This window comes from Kribbella ginsengisoli (assembly GCF_039537185.1).
Lineage (GTDB): Bacteria > Actinomycetota > Actinomycetes > Propionibacteriales > Kribbellaceae > Kribbella > Kribbella koreensis.
In genome coordinates, this window is record NZ_BAABAA010000001.1 from 1,026,044 (window position 1) to 1,043,598 (window position 17,555).

Genomic DNA, 17,555 nt, shown 5'->3' on the forward strand with positions numbered 1-17,555 from the left:
CTACGACCAGGTCGTCGCACGCTCCGCGAACTCCTCCGGTGCGCTGTGCATCGGAATGACACAGAGCAGCTGCCCACCCGGCACCCGCATCGTGTGACACCCCTGCCAACTCGCCACCTCGACCGCCCCCAGCCCCGCCAACCGCGCAACCTCGGCGGCGACGTCGTCGGTCTCGATGTCGAGGTGGTACCGAGGCTCGTCATCGACTGCCTGGACAGCCAGTACGAACCCCGGCAACGCTCCCTTCAGATCCGTGTACTGCGGCTCGCCCGGCTCGCTCTCCGGGGTGGCGTTCAGGGCCGCCGCCCAGAACGTCGACGCCTCCGCCGCCTGCTCCTTCGGTACGTCGATCAGAAAAGTAGACACTCGGCTCCTGTGCATTCTCCGAACTTAGTGCTCCGTCAGCGAGGTAGCTTGAGCCGGATGATCGTCGTGCCGGCCGAGTTCGTCAGCACCACAGTCGCCCGCGAAGGTGAAGCCTGTACTCCGTGGCTCGACGCGCTCCCGTCGCTGGTGGCTGAGCTGCTGGATCGCTGGAACTGCGAGCCGGATGGGGCTGTGATGTTCGGCGGCGTGGGGATCATCGTTCCCGTCCGACGACGCGATGCGGGCGTCGCAGTACTGAAGGTGTCCTTCCCTCATCCCGGCAACCGGTACGAACCTGACGCCTTCGCAGCCTGGGCCGGCCGCGGGGCCGTCGTACTGCACGAGCGGGACGACGATCACTTCGCGATGCTCCTCGAGCGAGCCCACTCGACGACCCTCGCCTCACTGACCGACGAAGACGAGATCGCCGAAGTCGCCGGCCGCCTCAACCACTTGCTGGCCATCGACGCACCCGCCGCCCTACCCCGGTTGCAGGACCAAGCAGACTCCTGGGCGGAAGACCTGGAGAAGGACGCCCGTACGTTGCCGCATGGACTCTCGTCCCGCGCGCTCGACGCCGCCAGAGCGACCATCGACGAACTCGCCCGCACGCAACCGAACCTGATCATCCACGGCGACTTCCACGGCAGAAACATCCTCCGCGCCGACCGCGAACCCTGGCTGGCCGTAGACCCCAAAGGCTACGCCGGAGACCCCGCCTCCGACGCCGGCACCCTGCTCAAAACCCGCGCCCTGACCATCCTCACCACCCCCGACCCCGCCAAGGGCCTCCACCGCAGCCTCGACATCTTCGCCGAAGCAGCCCACCTGGACCGAGAACGAGTAGGCCGCTGGGCCCACCTCCACGCAGTCCAAACCACCTTCTGGGGCCACCACCACGGCTACCGCCGAGGCCGCACCGGTACCGCCCTCACCAACCTCCTAGCCCTGGTAACCACCCTCGTAAACCACCTCACTCCACCTCGCCCCGCGTAGAAGCAGGGTGGGTGGTGGCGGTCCAGGAGGTGAGGATTTGCAGGGCGTCGTGGGAGGGGGTGTTGGGGGCGGCGGTGAGGATGAGGATTCGTTGGTCGGGGTCTTCGGGGCTGACCCAGGTATCGCAGTCGAGGAAGAGCTCGCCGACCAGGGCGTGGCGGTAGTGCTTGGTGGCGTTGCCGGTGCTCGTCACCTGGTGGGTCGCCCACCAAGTACGGAAGTCGGCGTCGCGGACGGACAGTTCGCCGACTAGGGACGCGAGCTTCGGGTCGTCGGGGTACCGGGCCGCCTCCATCCGCAGGGTGGCGGCAGCGGTACGGGCCGCGCTCTCCCAATCGGCATGCAGTTCCCGCATCACCGGATCGACGAAGAGCAGCCGCACGTAGTTGCGCTCGGCATCGTCATACCGGGAAAAGTCCGTATAGAGGGCAGTAGCTCCATCGTTCCAGGCGAGGATGTCCAGCCGACGGCCGAGCACCATCGCCGGCGCTTCCCTCAGTTGGTCGAGCAGCCGTCGCATCGATGGCGTCACCCGTTGCGCACGCTGCCGACGCCGCTTGGCCGGACTCTTCCCAGCCAGCCGGTACATGTACGCCTGCTGATCCTCGTCCAGCCGCAACGCCCGAGCCAACACAGCAAGGATCGACGCCGACGCCTGCAGCCGTCCTTGCTCGAGCCGCGTGTAGTAGTCGACGCTCATCACCGCCAGCTGCGCCACCTCCTCCCGACGCAACCCGGGCACCCGACGAGCCGAACCAGTCTCGGGCAGCCCAACAGCGGCCGGGCTCAGCTCAGCCCGTCGCGCCTTCAGGAATTCGCCCAGCTCGGCTGCCGGCGTACCGTGCTCGCTGCTCATGGCAACCATTCTCCAACCTGGTAGCAGCTTTCTGGGGGGACAAGTTCCTTCCCAGGCAGAAACCCGTCTCTACTCCCCGGCTCGAGCCCGCAGCACGGTGGACCCATGAGAACAACCGTCACCTTCGACAGCGCCGGCCTGAACCTCGCCGGCCACCTCTACCTCCCCGACTCCGAAACCACCGATCGCCTCCCCGCCGTCGTCGTCGGCCACCCCGGCACCGGCGTGAAGGAACAAGCCGCCGGCCTGTACGCCGAACGCCTCGCCCGCGCCGGCTTCATCACCCTCGCCTTCGACGCCGCGTACCAGGGCGAGAGCGAAGGACTCCCCCGCGGCCTGGAGGATCCCGCTCACCGCGTCGAGGACGTCAAGGCCGCCGTCTCGTTCCTCAGCGTCCGCGACGAGGTCGACCCCGACCGCATCGGCGCCCTCGGCATCTGCGCCTCGGGCGGTTATGTCATCCCGGCGGCCGCGACCGATCATCGGCTGAAGGCGATCGCGACGGTCAGCGCCGCCGACATCAGCCTCCAGTTCCGCGAAGGCGCCGACGGCCGGCAAGACCCGGCGATCATCCAGGGCATGCTCGACGCCGCGGCCACGGCCCGTACTGCGGAAGCGCGCGGCGAAGGCGTCGGGGAGTTCGCGCTCTTCCCGGCCAGCGAGGAACAGGCGCGAGCAGGCGGACAGCACGTCTTCGAAGGCTGGCAGTACTACTGCACCGACCGGGCGCAGCACCCGCGCTCGGCCAAGACCCTGACCTGGAACAGCGTCGACCGCATCGCCCAGTTCGACGCTTTCCGCTTCATCAGCCGGCTCGGCCCACGCCCCCTGCTGATGATCGCCGGGCGGGAGGCCGTCACCTCCTGGATGACCACCCAGGCCTTCGAACAGGCAAGCCACCCCAAGGAACTGTTCTGGCTCGACGGCGCCAGCCACGTGGATCTCTACGACAAGGACGAGTACGTGACTCCCGCAGTCGCGAAGCTGGCCGACTTCTACCGAACCACCTTGTAGCGGAGCCAGAGCATGCCGTCTGCTTCGGTATGACTGGACAGCAGCTCCAATCGAGTCGGCAGCTCATGATCGCCGAGCTCGGGACCGTCGAACACCGTCGGCGTACCGAGCCCGCCGATCACCGCCGGAAGCACCAGCAGCTGGATCTCATCGACCAAACCTGCCCGAAGCAGAGCTCCATTGAGCCCACCACCAGCCGTGGACAAGACACAGCCAACGCCCAGAAGATCCCGCATGCGACCCAACGCCGCCGCAAGCTCAACACGCTCGTCACCGGCGACCAGGTAGCAGATCCGCCGCGTGCGGAGATGCGCGAGATACGCCGCCGGCGTCGCCCGCGCGACGAGCACCAGGACATCCCACTCCCCATGGTCCTCGTCCTCCCAGGTAACCCGCCCGCGACTGTCGACGACCGTGAACCACTTCGCGTGCCCCGGCCGCTCGACCACCTCCTCAGGCAGGAAGTCGCTGTAGAGCAGGTCGGCTGGGTAGTCGAACTCGGTCGGCAGCCCGGTCAGTGGGCCGGCAGAGTCCGCCACCAACGACCCGCTACCCTCCAGGATCGCCTCAGGTTGGTACAGACTGTCGAGCTGCACTGAGCGCGCCTTGTCGAGCACCTGCGCGCTGGCCGGCGCCAGTGATTGCCAGACCTTCGAGGCATCGGCATCCATGAGCAACCGGCTGCGGCTGAGCGTGATCCGCCCGTCGACCGACATCGTCACCGAGACCACGACCCTAGGGCGATCGAGCTGTTCCATTCACCCAGTACTACCGCCCGCCACCGACATTTCAGTCGTAGGTGATTGTGCGCAGCACCTTCGCCGGGACCCCGGCCGCGATCGAGTACGCCGGGATGTCCTCGGTGACGACGCTGTTGGCGCCGATGACGCAGCGATCGCCGATCGTCACTCCGCTGGTGACGACCACGTTCGCGCCGAGCCAGACGTTGTCGCCGATCCGCGTCGGCCCCTTGGAATCGAACCCCTGCCAGGGCACCGGCCGATCGGGATCATCGAACCGGTGATTGGCATCCGTCACGAAACACCCGTTGGCCAGCATGCAATGCGACCCGATCTCCACCAGCTCATACGCGGCCACCATCACCGCGATGTTCAGGAACGTTCCCTCCCCGATCCGCACCCGCCCCTGCTCGCCCATCGTGATCCATACATTCGGCTCGAACATCGTCTGCGCCCCCACCTCGAGCCGCCCCTCCCGGAACCCCTCCAGCACCTCCCCATGCAACGGCCACCGCGCGAACGCCCCACGCCGCATCAGCTCCCAGTGAATCCGCGCCCGATTCCAAGGCAACGAATTCCGCTGATACCACCACCACTTCTGCCCCCAAAGCTTCGCCTGCGCAGCAAGTTCGTCCACACCCGGCAGGTTACGTCGCGTGCCGGACCCGGTAGCGGAGGTGCATCACCTGCTGGTGTGACGGCGTGGTCTCCGGGGTGGTCAGGGTGCGGAGCAGGTCGAGCTCGACGATCTCCGCGGGCAGGTTGTCGAACAGCCGCCGCCCCTGGCCGAGCAGGACCGGCACGACATGGAGCTCCAGTTCGTCGAGCTCCCCCGCTCGCAGGAGCGCTTGCGCCGCCCCGGCTCCATGCACCATCACGTCATGGTTTCCGGCTGCTCGACGGGCTTGCGCGGCACACTCGCGAACGTCGGTGACGTACCGGGCCGATCCCGGCGGTGGGTCCGCCGGAACCTGATGGGTGAGGACGAAGATCGGCACGCCGTCATGGTGATCGCCGGCCCAGCGTCCAGCCAGCTCGAAGGTCCGGCGTCCGGAGATGACCGCCCGGGTGGCCATCATCTCCGCGAACTGCTGACCGCTCGGCCCTGGCGCATCGCGAAGGTCGAGCCAGTTGAAGAGCCGGAACCCACCGACCCCCATCGGAGCCTCCTCCCCGTCGTCCGGCCCGGTGACGAACCCGTCCAGGGAGATGGTCATGTAGAGCCTGATGATCGCCATCACCCCAACCTGGCTTCCGGCCCGCCGGCACGCAACAGGGCGGCGACTCCTTCTTCGGTACTCCGTACCGGTCGGAGCGCTCGGTCGCGTCGTGCCGGTTCAGCTGGGGCGAGCATGCGGCGTGGGGACCGAGTCCTCCCCTAGTCGAGGGTGGCGCTGGGGGCGACGAAGACGATCTTCCCGTTGATCGGGGCGGTGGCGGCTTCGGCGTGCACCTGCGCCAGTCCGGCCAGCGGGACCCGCCGGGTTGCACCCAGGTGCAGCTTGCCGGCGTCAAGCAGGGTCACCAGCTGGGCGAGCTGTTCGGCGTCGGGACGGAAGAAAAGGTTGATTCCCCGTACGCCGCGGGCCTCGTCGGACGCAGCGGGCATCCACACGGTGGTGTTGACCAGCACACCGCCGTCCCGGATCACGCCGGCCTGGGCGGCCATCTGCTCCGGGGCGATCGGGGCGAAGTTGAGCACGACGTCGACCGGCTCGGACAGCTCCGGGATCCCCGAGCCGTGGATCTCGTCGGCGCCGGCCGTCTTGGCCTGCTCGGCGCTGCCCGGGCCGGTGGTGGCGATCACGTACGCGCCGGCGTTCTTGGCCAGCTGGACCGCGTAGCCGCCGACGACGCCGCCCGCGCCGTTGATCAGCACTCGCTGGCCAGTGGTCAGCTTCGCGTGGTCGAACAGCGCCTGCCATGCGGTGAGCCCGACCAGCGGTAGTCCGGCGGCGTCCACCAGCGGGACACTTGTGGGGGCCGCCGCCAGAAGCCGGGCCGGGGCGATGGCGTACTCCGCGGCTGCGCCGGTGCTGGTCAACGGCAGGGCGCCGATCACCCGGTCACCGATGTCGAAGCCGGTCACGTCCTCGCCGAGCGCGTCGACCGTGCCCGCGATGTCGAGGCCGGGGGTGTGCGGCAGCCGGATCGGGATGGGGCCCTGCATGACCCCGGCGCGGATGTTGCCCTCGACCGGGTTGAACGACGTCGCCGCCACCCGGATCCGGATCTCGCCGGCGCCGGGGGCCGGTTGGTCCACGTCTTCGTAGCGCAAGACCTCTGGGGTGCCGTACTCGTGGAAACGCACTGCCTTCATGACGGGCCTCATCTTTCTGATTCGGTGTGCTTCGATTTCGAAGCACTTCTGAACAATAGCAAGCTTCGAATTCGAAGCAAGTGTGGTGTGCGGGACAGCCGGCTCAGCCGGGGTCACTGCCGGTCGGCAGAACTGTCCTCGTTACTCGCGGCGGCCGGAGCCTTCCCGGTTCGACCACTCAAGCGTGGCGCAGAACGGGAGGCGGGTGAATGTCCTCGTTATCCACGGTATGACAGAGCATGGATAAGGGGTTCAGGCTTGGCTCACGCCTCGTCCCCCGGCCACGGTGATCAGCCGCCGGAGCTTGGCCTCACTCGGTGAGCCCGGTTCGGCCATGAAGACCAGCAGATCCTGGTCCTCGTCGGGATCCACCAGCCGCCGGCTGTACAACTCCAACTCGCCCAGTTCCGGGTGCCGGTAGCGTTTGAGCTCGTGGTGATGGGTGACGTCCACCTCGTGCCGCCGCCAGACCTCGGCGAACTCGGGGCTGACCGCCAGTAGCGCGTCGACGATCTCTCCGGCGGTGCCCGCCGGATCGGTCGTGTACGCCGCCCGCAAATCCACGGTGAAGACCCGGGAGCGTACGTCATGGTCCTCGGGTGGATAGATGGCACGCTGGGCCGGGTCGGTGAACCAGCGATAGACCAGGTAGCGCGCCATGCCTTCGAAGCGGGTGTAGTCACCGAACAGCGCCACCGCCCCCGGGGTCTGCAGCAATGCCTCACCGAACCGGGAGAACACGATCGCGGGTGTGTCCGAGAGTTGCTCCGCGATGGTCCTGATGGCCAGACTGACCCGGTCGTCCGGCAGGGTGCGCCGCGGCGCCGCGTGCCCGCCGAGGGCGAACAGGTGCTCCCGCTCGCTCGGGCTGAGCCGCAACGCCTGGGCCACGGCGGCCAGTATCTGCTCGGACGGCATCGGGCCGCGCTTCTGCTCAAGCCGGCTGTAGTAGTCGGCCGACATGCCGGCCAGCACCGCGACCTCCTCGCGCCGCAGCCCACCGGTACGACGCCGGGCGCCCCGCGGCAGTCCCACCTCCTCCGGCTGCAGTGCTTCCCGGCGAGCCCGGAGAAAGTCCGCCAGCAACGCGCGGTCCATCGCTCTCGCCCGCCTCAGCCGGTCTGGTTGCGCCGCGCGCGAGGCTTGGCGGAGCGGGGCGGAGCGGCTCGCATATGGTCGCGGACCCGGCCCAGCACGGTGTTGAGGGCGGTGACGTCGTCGCTGGTCAAGGGTTCGAACAACAGGTGCCGGACCCGGTCGACGTGCCCCGGGAGTACCTGGGCGACCAGGTCACGGCCGACGTCCGTGACCGCCACCATGACACTGCGCTCGTCGTCCGGGGACGGCGAACGGGTGATCAGGCCACGCTTGTCCAACAAGCCCGCCTGATAGGTCAGCCCGCTACGGCTGTACACGACACCGTCGGCCAGATCGGTCATCCGCAGCTTGCCCCCGGGCGCGTCGACGAGTCGGGCGAGGACCTGAAACTGCACATAGCTGAGGTCACCGTCGATGCGCAGGTGCTCGTCCACCGCGTACTGAAGAAGGCTACTGACCTCCACCAGAGCGAAGTACGCACCAAGCTGCTCCGCGCTCAGGCCTGGCGCCGCGTCCCTCATCCCGCGATAGTACATGCTTTGAATTCGAAGTTATCCACAGGAAAGCGTTCGCTTCACCGGAAGTCCCGGGAGGTGGTTTTGGCGGCCAGGGGGAGGCGTTCGAGTTTGTCGGCTACCAGGTTGGTGACGCCTTGGGAGCGTTCGAGGCGGCCGCGGATGATCATGGCGCTGGACTCGCGGGCGACGCGGCGGTAGCGGTTCCAGACGCCGTTGGAGCAGACGATGTTGATCATGCCGGTTTCGTCTTCCAGGTTGAGGAAGGTGACGCCGGCGGCGGTGGCCGGGCGTTGGCGGTGGGTGACTACGCCGCCGACGTAGACACGGCTGCCGTCCTCGGCTGTCGAGAGCTGGTTCGCGCGGAGGATGCCGCGCTCGTCGAGGGCGGCGCGGACGTGCCGGATCGGGTGGTCGTCGGGTGAGATGCCAGTGGCCCACAGGTCGGCCATCGTCGTCTCCACCCCGGTCATCCCGGGCAGCATCGGTGGCGGACCGGAGCTGCTCACACCGGACAGATGCCCGGGCCGCTCCTCGGCAGCACGTCCCGCATTCCACAACGCCTGCCGCCGCGACAACCCGAACGAGTCGAACGCCCCCGCCGTCGCCAGCGCCTCCACCTGTACTCCGGTGAGCCCAGTCCGCCGAACAAGGTCCGCCATGTCGGCGTACGGCCCGTTCTTCTCACGCTCCTCCACGATCACGGTCGCCGACGGCACTCCGACCGACTTGACCCCGGCCAGCCCGAGCCGCACCACGAGCTGCCCGTCGCGCCGGTGCAGGTCCGAGTCGAACGGCACCTTCGGATCGAACTCCCCGATCGGCGGCTGCTCCTTCAGCAGACACGACTCATTGCCGGTGGCAACCACCTCATCAGCCGTCGACTCGAGGGTGGCGTGGACACCGGAGGTGAACAGGTCAGGGCGGAGCACCTCCACACCATGGCGCCGAGCGTCAGCCACCAGGGACTGCGGCGAGTAGAAGCCCATCGGCTGCGCCCGGAGCAGCGCGGCGAGGAAGGCCGCCGGGTAGTGCAGCCGCAACCAGGTGCTGGCGTAGACGAGCAGTGCGAAGCTGATCGAGTGGGATTCGGCGAACCCGAAGTTCGCGAAGGCCTCGATCTTCTCGTAGATCTCGTCGGCGGTGTCGCCGGTGATGCCGTTCGCCGCCATCCCGTCGTACAGCTTGGTCTTCAGCGACGAGATCTTCTCCACGCCGCGTTTGGAACCCATCGCGCGGCGGAGCAGGTCGGCGTCCTCGCCGCTGCAGCCGCCGACCGTCATCGCGATCTGCATCAACTGCTCCTGGAACAACGGCACGCCCAGGGTCCGTTTCAGCACCGGCTCCAGCGCGGGATGCAGATAGGTGATCGTCTCCTCCCCCAGCTTGCGCCGGATGAACGGATGCACCGCGCCACCCTGGATCGGACCGGGCCGGATCAGCGCCACCTCGATCGCCAGGTCGTAGAAGCTGCGCGGCCGCAACCGGGGCAGCGTGCTCATCTGGGCCCGGCTCTCCACCTGGAAGACCCCGACCGAGTCCGCCTTGCAGAGCTGGTCGTAGACGCCCCGCTCCTCCTTCGGGATCGTGTCCAGATTCCAGTCTTCGCCGAGATGTTTGCGGATCAGGTCCATCGCGTACTGCAGTGCCGCCAGCATGCCGAGCCCGAGCAGGTCGAACTTCACCAGCCCCATCCAGGCGCAGTCGTCCTTGTCCCACTGCAGCACGGTCCGGTTCTCCATCCGGGCGTGCTCGACCGGCACCACGTGCCCGACCGGGATGTCGGTCAGCACCATGCCACCGGAGTGGATGCCGAGGTGCCGCGGGAACTTCAGCAGGTCCTCGGCCAGCGCCACCACCGGTGCCGGGATGTCGTGGTCGACGCTGCTCCGCACAGCACCCCACGCGTCCACCTGCTTGGACCACGCGTCCTGCTGCCCGGTGCTGAACCCGAGCGCCTTGGCCATGTCCCGCACCGCGAGCTTCGGCCGGTAGGTGATCACGTTTGCCACCTGGGCCGCGTTGCGCCGGCCGTACTTGCCGTAGACGTACTGGATCACCTCCTCGCGCCGGTCGGAGTCGAAGTCGACGTCGATGTCGGGCTCCTCGTCGCGGGCCGCGGACAGGAACCGCTCGAAGGGCAGGTCGTACTGCACCGGGTCGACCGCGGTGATCTCCAGCGCGTAGCAGACCACCGAGTTCGCCGCCGATCCCCGGCCCTGGCAGAGGATCCCCTTCCGCTTGGCGAACATCACGATGTCGCGCACGATCAGGAAGTACCCCGGGAACTTGAGACTCCTGATCACCTTCAGCTCACGCTTGACCCTGGCCACCGCTTCGTCCCGGTACTTCGGCTTGTCCGCGTACCGCTTGCGAACCCCGTCCTCGCAGAGCTTCTCCAGCCAGCCCATCTCGTCGTACCCCTGAGGCACCTCCTGGCGCGGCAGGCTCGGCTTGGCCGCCCGCAGGCTGAACTCCAGCTGGTTCGCCAGCTCGACGGTCCGCGCGACAGCCCCGTCGTACCGATGGAAGCGGGCGAGCATCTCCTCGCCCGAGCGCAGGTGGGCCGTGCCGGCGGGTGGCAGCCAGCCGTCCATCGCGTCGAGGCTGCGCCGGGCCCGGACGGCGGCGACCGCAGCGGCGAGCCTGTGCCGCCGGGGCTGGGCGTAGTGCACGTTGTTGGTGGCGATCACCGCCAGCCCCGCGTCGGCCGCGAGCCGGGCCAGTACTGCGTTACGCGTGCTGTCGGTCGGCAACTGATGGTCGATCAGCTCGACCACCACCCGGTCCTTGCCGAACAACGCGGTCAGCCGGTCGAGCTCGCGGGCCGCGGCGGCCGGTCCGTCGGCCTGGCCACCCAGCTCGAGCGCCCGGCGGACCAGGCCCTTGCGGCAACCGGTGGGGATCAGCCAGTGATCCTCACCGATCGCCGCAAGCTCCTCCAGGTCGTAGACGGGACGACCCTTCTCCTGGCCGCGCAACTGCGCCTCGGTGATCGCGCCGGCCAGCCGGTGATACCCCTCCTGGCGCTCGGCCAGCACCAGCAGGTGACTGCCCTCGGGATCGGCCATCCCGTTCTGCGGTTTGGTCAGGTCGAGGGACAGCTCGGCGCCGAACACCGTCTGGAGATCGTCGTACTCCTCCGCTGCCTCGGCCATCCGGACGACGCCGTAGAAGCCGTCGTGGTCGGTCAGCGCGAGCGCGTTCAGCCCGAGCCGGACCGACTCCTCGACCAGTTGCTCCGGCGAGGACGCGCCGTCGAGAAAGCTGTAGTACGAGTGGCAGTGCAGCTCGGCATACGGCACCACCGGTCCCTCCGGGCGGCGTGGTTTGTCCGCCGGATCCGGATCGTACGGCGGCCGGTGGCGCGACCAGGCCGGGCCGTCTCCCCCGTCGGCGTCCAGCAGCTCGTCCGCGGGCGCGGGCGGCCGCGACCGGCCGGACAACTTCCGCTCCAACTCCGACCACGGAATCGGCGGGTTGTCCCACCCCATCAGAGAACTCCGCTACCTGACGTCATACTCCGATGTTCGAACACTTGTTCGAAAGAGTCAAATCGCCCCGGGCACGGCGACCTGGAAGGCCAGAACCTCACCGGTACGAGGCCCGCCGGTCAACCGCCCGAGGTTGTCCCCGATGCTGTCGTCCGGGCGCCACTCGGCAGTCATGACGAACAAAGTCCGCCCGTCCGGACCACCGAGCGCCAGCGCAAAGGGAGCGCGCTCCGACGCCAATTCGATCCGCTCCAGCACCTCACCACCCTCGACCACCCGGACGACCGACGAGCCACCGGTCGAGACCCAGATCGCCCCCTCCGCGTCGAGGCAGATGCCGTCCGGCCCGAGCCCTTCGGCGAAGACCCGCCGGTTCGACAGTCCCCCGTCCGCGTCGATGTCGAAAGCGGTGAGCCGCCCCGCGAACGACTCCGAGATGACGAGCGTCTTGCCGTCCGGAGTGATCACCATCCCGTTCGGGAACTGGATGTCACCAGCGACCTCGCGGAGCCGGCCGTCCGGCGTGAGGAGCTTGATATAGCCGGGCTTCGGCGCTTCACCACCGGCGAAGTCGAAGTCCGCGCCATTGAGATAGACGTTGCCCCGCCCACCCACGACCAGCTCGTTGCCGCCCTGCTCGGCAAGCACGACCACCGACCCATCCGGCTCCTGGAGCCGCAACTTGTCGCCGGTCATCAACAACCTGCCATCGGGCAGCCAGTCGATGGACCATCCCATCAGCTGCTCGACCGGTACGGCGAAGTACTCCGCCTCACCGTCCGGATCGACGGCCACCACCTGCTGGTCGATCCAGTTGCAGAACCACAACCGGCCGTCGTGCCAGCGGGGCGATTCGGGAATCCCCAGCCCGGTCAGCAAGATCCTCGGTTCGGACATCACGCCACCTCTCACTCGGTTTCACTCCCTACACGAGTGGCGGACCTCCAGATCGACAGGACCTAGATCGACGGGCCGATGAGTTCCTCTGCGATCCACTTGGCGACCCCGACGGGATAGGGCGCCGGCAAGCTGAGGATGAAGTGCTGGAAGCCGATGGCGCCGGCCCTGGCGATCACCTCGCGCGTGCCGGCCGGATCGTCATAGGAGACCGGCACATGGATCGAGCGCGTGATCGACGACGGATCCCGGCCGATCTCGACGCAGTACCGATCCAGCAGGGCACTCCGACTGGCCGCGTCGTCCAGATCCTCGCCGGTGTGATTCCAGATGTCCGCGTGCTCCGCCACCACCCGCAACGTCCCCAGCGACCGTCCACCGATCAGAATCGGCGGATGCGGCCGCTGGACCGGCTTCGGATTGCTGAACGCGCCAACCAACTCATGCCGCTTGCCCCGGAAGTCGAACGGCTCGGCCGAGGTCCACAGCCGCCGGATGATCGCGCACGCTTCACCCAGACTCTCCACCGCCTCAGCCGCATCGAGGTACGGCAACCCATGCGCGTCGTACTCCCGCCGAGCCGCCGGCAGACTGGGCCGAGACCCAGCGCCGATCCCGAAGTCGAGCCGCCCGCCCGACACGATGTCCACAGTCGTAGCGATCTTGGCCAGCATCGCCGGCGGCCGGAACCGATTGCTCGTCACCAGCAGCCCGAGCCGCAGCCGTTGAGTCTGCGCGGCCAGCGCCGAGAGCAGCGTCCAGCCTTCGAAGATCGGTCCGGCCGGGTCACCGCCGATCGGCATCAGGTGATCGAACAGCCACGCGTGCTCGATCGCCGGGATCGCGTCGGCCTCCCGCCAGACCCGCAGCAGATCGTCGTACGAGACCTGTTGCGGAGCGGTCAGGATCCCGAAACTGGCGGTCATGCGACTCGCCGCCGCAGCGACGGGTCGAGCAGCGAGGGCGGCGCGTCGAACTTCTCGTCCGGCGCAAGGTCGGTGCCAGGAGCAACGATCTCGTCGATGGCGTCGAGCACATCGCTGGACAGCACGGTGTCCGCGGCGGCCAACTGCGACTCCAGGTGCGCCAGCGTGCGCGGGCCGATCAGCGCGCTGGTGACGGCCGGATGCACGGTCACGAACCCGAGCGCGAGCTGGATCATCGTCAGCCCGGCAGCGTCGGCGACCTTCGCCAGCCGCTCCACCGCGTCGAGCCGGGCCTGGTTGGCCGGGATGCTCAGATCGAACCGCGCCGGCACGACGGTCGCCCGGCTCGTGGTGATCTCCTGGCCCGCACGGACCGCACCCGACAGCCAGCCCGACGCCAGCGGGCTCCACGCGAGCACACCGAGCCCGTACTGCTCGGTCACCGGCAGGACATGCGTCTCGATCCCCCGCTGCAGGATCGAGTAGCTCGGCTGCTCGGTGACATAGCGGCTCAGGTGGTTCTCCCGCGCGGCCCACTCGGCCTGCACGATCCGGTACGCCGGAAAGGTCGAGCTACCGAAGTACCGGATCTTCCCGGCCCGCTGCAGGTCCGTCAGCGCCGACAAAGTCTCCTCGTCGCTGGTCGTCGGATCCCAGCGGTGGATCTGGTACAGATCGACGTGATCGACGCCGAGGCGACGCAGGCTGTTGTCGAGCTCGGTGACCAGCCAACGGCGCGAGCTGCCCCGATGGTTGCGCTCGTCCCCCATCGGCATGGTCGCCTTGGTGGCCAGGACCAGGTCGTCGCGGCGGCCGGCGATCGCCCTGCCGACCATCTCCTCCGACTCCCCCTGGCCGTACATGTCGGCCGTGTCGATCAGGTTGATCCCGGCTTCGAGAGCCGCGTCGACGATGGCGGTCGCCTCGTCCTGGGTGGTGCGGCCGATCTGGCCGAAGTTCATCGCGCCGAGCGCGAGCGTGCTGACCTGTACTCCGGTACGGCCCAAGGTGCGGTAGTGCATGACGGTCCCTTCTGGCATCATTCACAGTGGAAGCGGAACGAGGTTCCGATAGCAAACATACGGAACGATGTTCCGCTTATCAAGTGGGAGTGGCTCAGTGGCCGACCTCGAGGACGGATCGACGTCGCCCGCGCCGCGGAAACGGGCCGACGCCCGGCGCAACGAGAAGACGCTGCTGGACGCGGCCGCGGCGGCCTTCGTCACGTCCGGCGTCGACGTGCCCGTGCGCGACATCGCGGCCAAGGCCGGGGTCGGCGTCGGGACGATCTACCGGCACTTCCCGACCCGGGCCGACCTGATCGTCGCCGTCTACCAGCACCAGGTCGAGGCCTGCGTCCAGGCCGGCCCGGCACTCCTGGCAAGTTCCAGTACGCCGTACGCCGCGCTGGCCGCCTGGATCGACCTCTTCGTCGACTTCCTGGTCACCAAGCACGGTCTCGCGAAGGCGATGCAGTCCGGCGACTCCGCCTACCAGTCACTGCACGGCAGCTTCATCGACCGGCTTGTCCCCGTCTGCGGACAACTGCTGGAGGCCGCCGGGGCAGCCGGTGAGATCCGCCCCGGCATCGGCGGCTTCGAGCTGATGTTTGCCGTCGGCAACCTCTGCAGCGGCGCCGACTACGGGGACGCGCGCTATGACGCCCGCCGCATGGTCGACCTCCTCGTCGCCGGCCTCCGCGCCGGCTAGTCCACCTGCGCGGCAGCCGCCAGCAGATGGCGCCTGGCGCACTGCAAATGATGCTGGGCAGCCAGGTGCTGACGTTGACGCTCGGCAGCAAGCAGATGTCTGCGCGCACACCACAGGTGACGTTGCACAGGTAGCCGTTGTCGCTGCCGACCGGTGAGCAGTTGACGTCGCCCGCAGAACAGCTCCCGCTTGCCGGAGCATCGACAGCACTGGTCAGTCATAGCTCGCTTCTGTCCACCATTGGTTGTTCCGTACTGCGAAGAGCCAGGCCCGCCCATCAGCGCCCACCAACTGGAAGCGGGCCAACCGGTTCTCGCCGTCGGAGTCCCACCAGCGCTCATCCACCGGCCACGGCCCGGCCCACGCGGTGATCGGATGGAGTTTGTTGCTATCGGCAACCTGTGGGGCAGGCGCGAAGCGGAAGGCCGCCGGAGCGCCGGACAGCACGCCGCGGGCGCTCACCGAGACCTGCCGCCCATCCGCCGAGAGCACCAGGGCCGGCTTCGGCTTCGGGTAGATCGAGCTGGGCGCCGGCGTCGGCCAACGACTCCCGGTGCCGGTGATCGCGCCGGGCCATGGGTGCTCCGGTGGGTTGGCGGGCACCGGGCGATCACCCCATGGAATCAAGGTCTGCCGCTCCAGGAAGCCGCGGCCGCCACCGACCACCACCGAGACGACTCCACCATGGCCGAGCATGCTCTGCACCCGGGACAGCGCCCGGTGGATCCGCTCGTCGGGACCGCCTCCCCAGAGTCCGTCGACATGCGCGCCGACCGGGTCGACCTGCTCCGGGATCAACCGGATCCGCACCACCGCCGAGGTCAGCTCGCTGGTCGCCGTCCCACTGCCCTGCAGCTGCCAGCGGACCCGGTCGACGAGGTCGGCAGGACTGAACCAGCGAGGATGCAGCCACTCCCGCTCGTGCACCCGGCCCGACTCGGTCCCGACCTCGACCCGCAAGGTGGTGCAGACCAGGCCGAGCCTGGTCAGCTTCTCGATCAGTTCGTCGGCGACCGTCCGCACCGCGAACGCCACCTGGTCCACCCGATCCACCGGCGGCTCGAAGTCGAGTTTGCGGGTCAGCTCGAGCGGCACCTGCCGGGCGACCACCGGGCGGTCGTCGTCGCCACGGGCGAGCCGATGCGCGAACGCGCCGTCCGGTCCGAACCTGGTCAGCACCTCGGTCGCGGGCAACCGCGCGAAGGCGCCGAGTGACCGGAGCCCGAGCCGCCGGAGCAGGTCGGTGAGCGCCGGCCGCTCGAGGGTGTCGACCGTAAGCGGCGCGAGGAACTCCGCCGACCCGCCCTCCGGGATCACCAGCACCCGCGTCCGCGCCGAACTCCCCCGCGCGGCTTGCTCGGCAGCAAATGCGCCATCGGCGATCCCGACCCGCCCACCCGGTACGTCGAACGTCTCCAGCCGGTCGAGCAGCTTCTCCGCGGCCGCCGACTCACTCCCGTAGAACCGGCTCGGCCCACGCGCCTTCAACGCGCACATCCCCGGCCGGATCACCTGGATGCCCGGGGTGAGCGCCTCCAGGCAGCCGATCACCGGATCGAAAGCGCGGGCGTCGATCACCGGGTCGTACTTCAGCACCACCAGCTCCGGGCACCGCGACTGCGCATCCCGGGCACGCAACCCGCGGCGCACCCCCTCGGCCCGCGCAGTCGCCGAACTGGCCAGCACCCGCCCCTTCGCGAGCACCGCGACCGCCGCCTCCGGCGAACACCCAGCAGCCGAAGCAGCCGCCGTCACCGGCCAGTCCGGCACCCACACCACCATCGTCCGAGTCATCAGCCCACCGCCTCCCAACGCGCGGGGTCTTCCAACGGACGCGCCGATTCGATCCGGCGGATGCTGCCGTCCGAGGCCGGCAGCCAGAGGTGATGCAGCTGTGGACGGACGGCGGCGCCTCGCCCGGTGACCGCGATGGTCGCCTGACGGCCGGTCAGGTAGCCCTCGCCTTCGCCGAGACCGGTCCACGTGTTGCCCTGGACCTCCAGGCGGGCCTCGCTGCCCGGCCAGGAGCCGACCGCGATGAGCATCGCCCCACGGGTACGCAGCCGTGCCGACAGCCGGGACGCCTCCCCCGAGGTCACCTCCCCCGGCGGGCGGACCACGACCACGGTCAGGGCGTCGACCAGCGCCGCCACCACGCTCAGCCAGTCACGCTCCGGGTCGGGGACAAGTACCAGCCGATCGAGATCGACCCCGAGACCACGGGCCGCCTCCGCGCCGAACGACGGCATCCCGACCACTCCACACCAGGCGCCCTCGGCGGACGGCCCGGCCATCATCGCCATCACGAGCGCCGTCGACCCGCGCACCGAGTACACCGAGCCGCCTCGGAGCACCGCGCCCGGCAAAAGGTCGGCGATGGCCGGCAGAGTAGGCAGCGCCCGGTCGACGGTGGCCGTGTCCAGCGCCTGCTGGACACGGGTCTCGGTCGTCCGCGGCGCCACCACGGCCGGAGCCGACCGCGCAGCCTTCTGCTCCTTGGCCCGGGCCAGCAGCGTGCGCGCCTGATCCAGCGCGGTCACCCGCGCAGGCAGCTCAGTAGCAGAAGTCCCCGTCACACCCCCATGCTCGAACACCTGTTCGACTCCTGTCAATTGCAGGAAGT

17 protein-coding genes are annotated in these 17,555 nt (G+C 68.8%); 3 read left to right on the forward strand and 14 right to left on the reverse strand.

Annotation, left to right across the window (positions count from 1 at the left end; genetic code table 11):
• A complete protein-coding gene (locus ABD768_RS04515; RefSeq protein ID WP_344837636.1) occupies positions 1-366 on the reverse strand; it encodes a VOC family protein in 366 nt (121 codons plus the stop codon).
• A 57-nt stretch (positions 367-423) separates the two neighbouring features.
• On the opposite strand from ABD768_RS04515, the gene ABD768_RS04520 reads away from it, so the two are divergent.
• The gene (locus ABD768_RS04520) at positions 424-1,362 is read left to right on the forward strand and encodes an aminoglycoside phosphotransferase family protein (protein ID WP_344837639.1); all 939 of its coding nucleotides are present in this window, start codon (positions 424-426) and stop codon (positions 1,360-1,362) included.
• Here ABD768_RS04520 and ABD768_RS04525 read toward each other — a convergent pair.
• A complete protein-coding gene (locus ABD768_RS04525) occupies positions 1,340-2,218 on the reverse strand; it encodes a helix-turn-helix domain-containing protein (RefSeq protein WP_344837642.1) in 879 nt (292 codons plus the stop codon). The two genes, ABD768_RS04520 and ABD768_RS04525, sit on opposite strands and share 23 nt — an antisense overlap.
• A 105-nt stretch (positions 2,219-2,323) precedes the next feature.
• Between ABD768_RS04525 and ABD768_RS04530 the strand changes: the two genes are divergently transcribed.
• On the forward strand, positions 2,324-3,232 hold the full coding sequence (locus ABD768_RS04530) for an alpha/beta hydrolase (protein ID WP_344837645.1): 909 nt from the start codon (positions 2,324-2,326) through the stop codon (positions 3,230-3,232).
• Here ABD768_RS04530 and ABD768_RS04535 read toward each other — a convergent pair.
• The 10 genes from ABD768_RS04535 to ABD768_RS04580 form a co-directional block, all read right to left on the reverse strand.
• The gene (locus tag ABD768_RS04535; RefSeq protein WP_344837648.1) at positions 3,214-3,990 is read right to left on the reverse strand and encodes a RibD family protein; all 777 of its coding nucleotides are present in this window, start codon (positions 3,988-3,990) and stop codon (positions 3,214-3,216) included. The genes ABD768_RS04530 and ABD768_RS04535 overlap by 19 nt on opposite strands.
• Positions 3,991-4,021: 31 nt before the next feature.
• The gene (locus tag ABD768_RS04540; protein ID WP_344837651.1) at positions 4,022-4,609 is read right to left on the reverse strand and encodes an acyltransferase; all 588 of its coding nucleotides are present in this window, start codon (positions 4,607-4,609) and stop codon (positions 4,022-4,024) included.
• A gap of 10 nt (positions 4,610-4,619) precedes the next feature.
• Positions 4,620-5,210, reverse strand: a complete 591-nt coding sequence (locus ABD768_RS04545; protein ID WP_344837653.1) for a dihydrofolate reductase family protein — start codon at positions 5,208-5,210, stop codon at positions 4,620-4,622.
• 140 nt (positions 5,211-5,350) lie between these two features.
• Complete coding sequence (locus ABD768_RS04550) at positions 5,351-6,292, reverse strand: NADP-dependent oxidoreductase (protein WP_343978045.1); 942 nt, start codon at positions 6,290-6,292, stop codon at positions 5,351-5,353.
• Positions 6,293-6,544: 252 nt separating this feature from the next.
• Positions 6,545-7,390: a helix-turn-helix transcriptional regulator gene (locus ABD768_RS04555; RefSeq protein WP_343978042.1), complete on the reverse strand. Its 846-nt coding sequence runs from the start codon at positions 7,388-7,390 to the stop codon at positions 6,545-6,547.
• A 14-nt stretch (positions 7,391-7,404) separates the two neighbouring features.
• Complete coding sequence (locus tag ABD768_RS04560; protein WP_343978039.1) at positions 7,405-7,911, reverse strand: MarR family winged helix-turn-helix transcriptional regulator; 507 nt, start codon at positions 7,909-7,911, stop codon at positions 7,405-7,407.
• Between the two features lie 53 nt (positions 7,912-7,964).
• Complete coding sequence (locus ABD768_RS04565; RefSeq protein WP_344837657.1) at positions 7,965-11,399, reverse strand: error-prone DNA polymerase; 3,435 nt, start codon at positions 11,397-11,399, stop codon at positions 7,965-7,967.
• 57 nt (positions 11,400-11,456) lie between these two features.
• Complete coding sequence (locus ABD768_RS04570; protein ID WP_344837659.1) at positions 11,457-12,296, reverse strand: SMP-30/gluconolactonase/LRE family protein; 840 nt, start codon at positions 12,294-12,296, stop codon at positions 11,457-11,459.
• A 62-nt stretch (positions 12,297-12,358) separates the two neighbouring features.
• On the reverse strand, positions 12,359-13,222 hold the full coding sequence (locus tag ABD768_RS04575; RefSeq protein WP_344837661.1) for an LLM class flavin-dependent oxidoreductase: 864 nt from the start codon (positions 13,220-13,222) through the stop codon (positions 12,359-12,361).
• Positions 13,219-14,244, reverse strand: coding sequence for an aldo/keto reductase (locus ABD768_RS04580; protein WP_344838653.1), 1,026 nt, complete (start codon positions 14,242-14,244; stop codon positions 13,219-13,221). The genes ABD768_RS04575 and ABD768_RS04580 overlap by 4 nt, the downstream gene beginning before the upstream one ends.
• Positions 14,245-14,341: 97 nt before the next feature.
• On the opposite strand from ABD768_RS04580, the gene ABD768_RS04585 reads away from it, so the two are divergent.
• Entirely contained in the window at positions 14,342-14,932 is a 591-nt protein-coding gene (locus ABD768_RS04585; protein ID WP_344837663.1) for a TetR/AcrR family transcriptional regulator, read from the forward strand.
• Positions 14,933-15,145: 213 nt separating this feature from the next.
• On the opposite strand, the gene ABD768_RS04590 is transcribed toward ABD768_RS04585, so the two are convergent.
• Positions 15,146-16,726 carry a DNA polymerase Y family protein gene (locus ABD768_RS04590; RefSeq protein ID WP_344837666.1) on the reverse strand — a complete coding sequence of 527 codons (1,581 nt, stop codon included), beginning with the start codon at positions 16,724-16,726 and terminating at the stop codon, positions 15,146-15,148.
• A complete protein-coding gene (locus ABD768_RS04595; RefSeq protein WP_344837669.1) occupies positions 16,726-17,526 on the reverse strand; it encodes a hypothetical protein in 801 nt (266 codons plus the stop codon). Before ABD768_RS04595 ends, ABD768_RS04590 begins: the two co-directional genes overlap by 1 nt.
• Positions 17,527-17,555 lie beyond the last annotated feature (29 nt).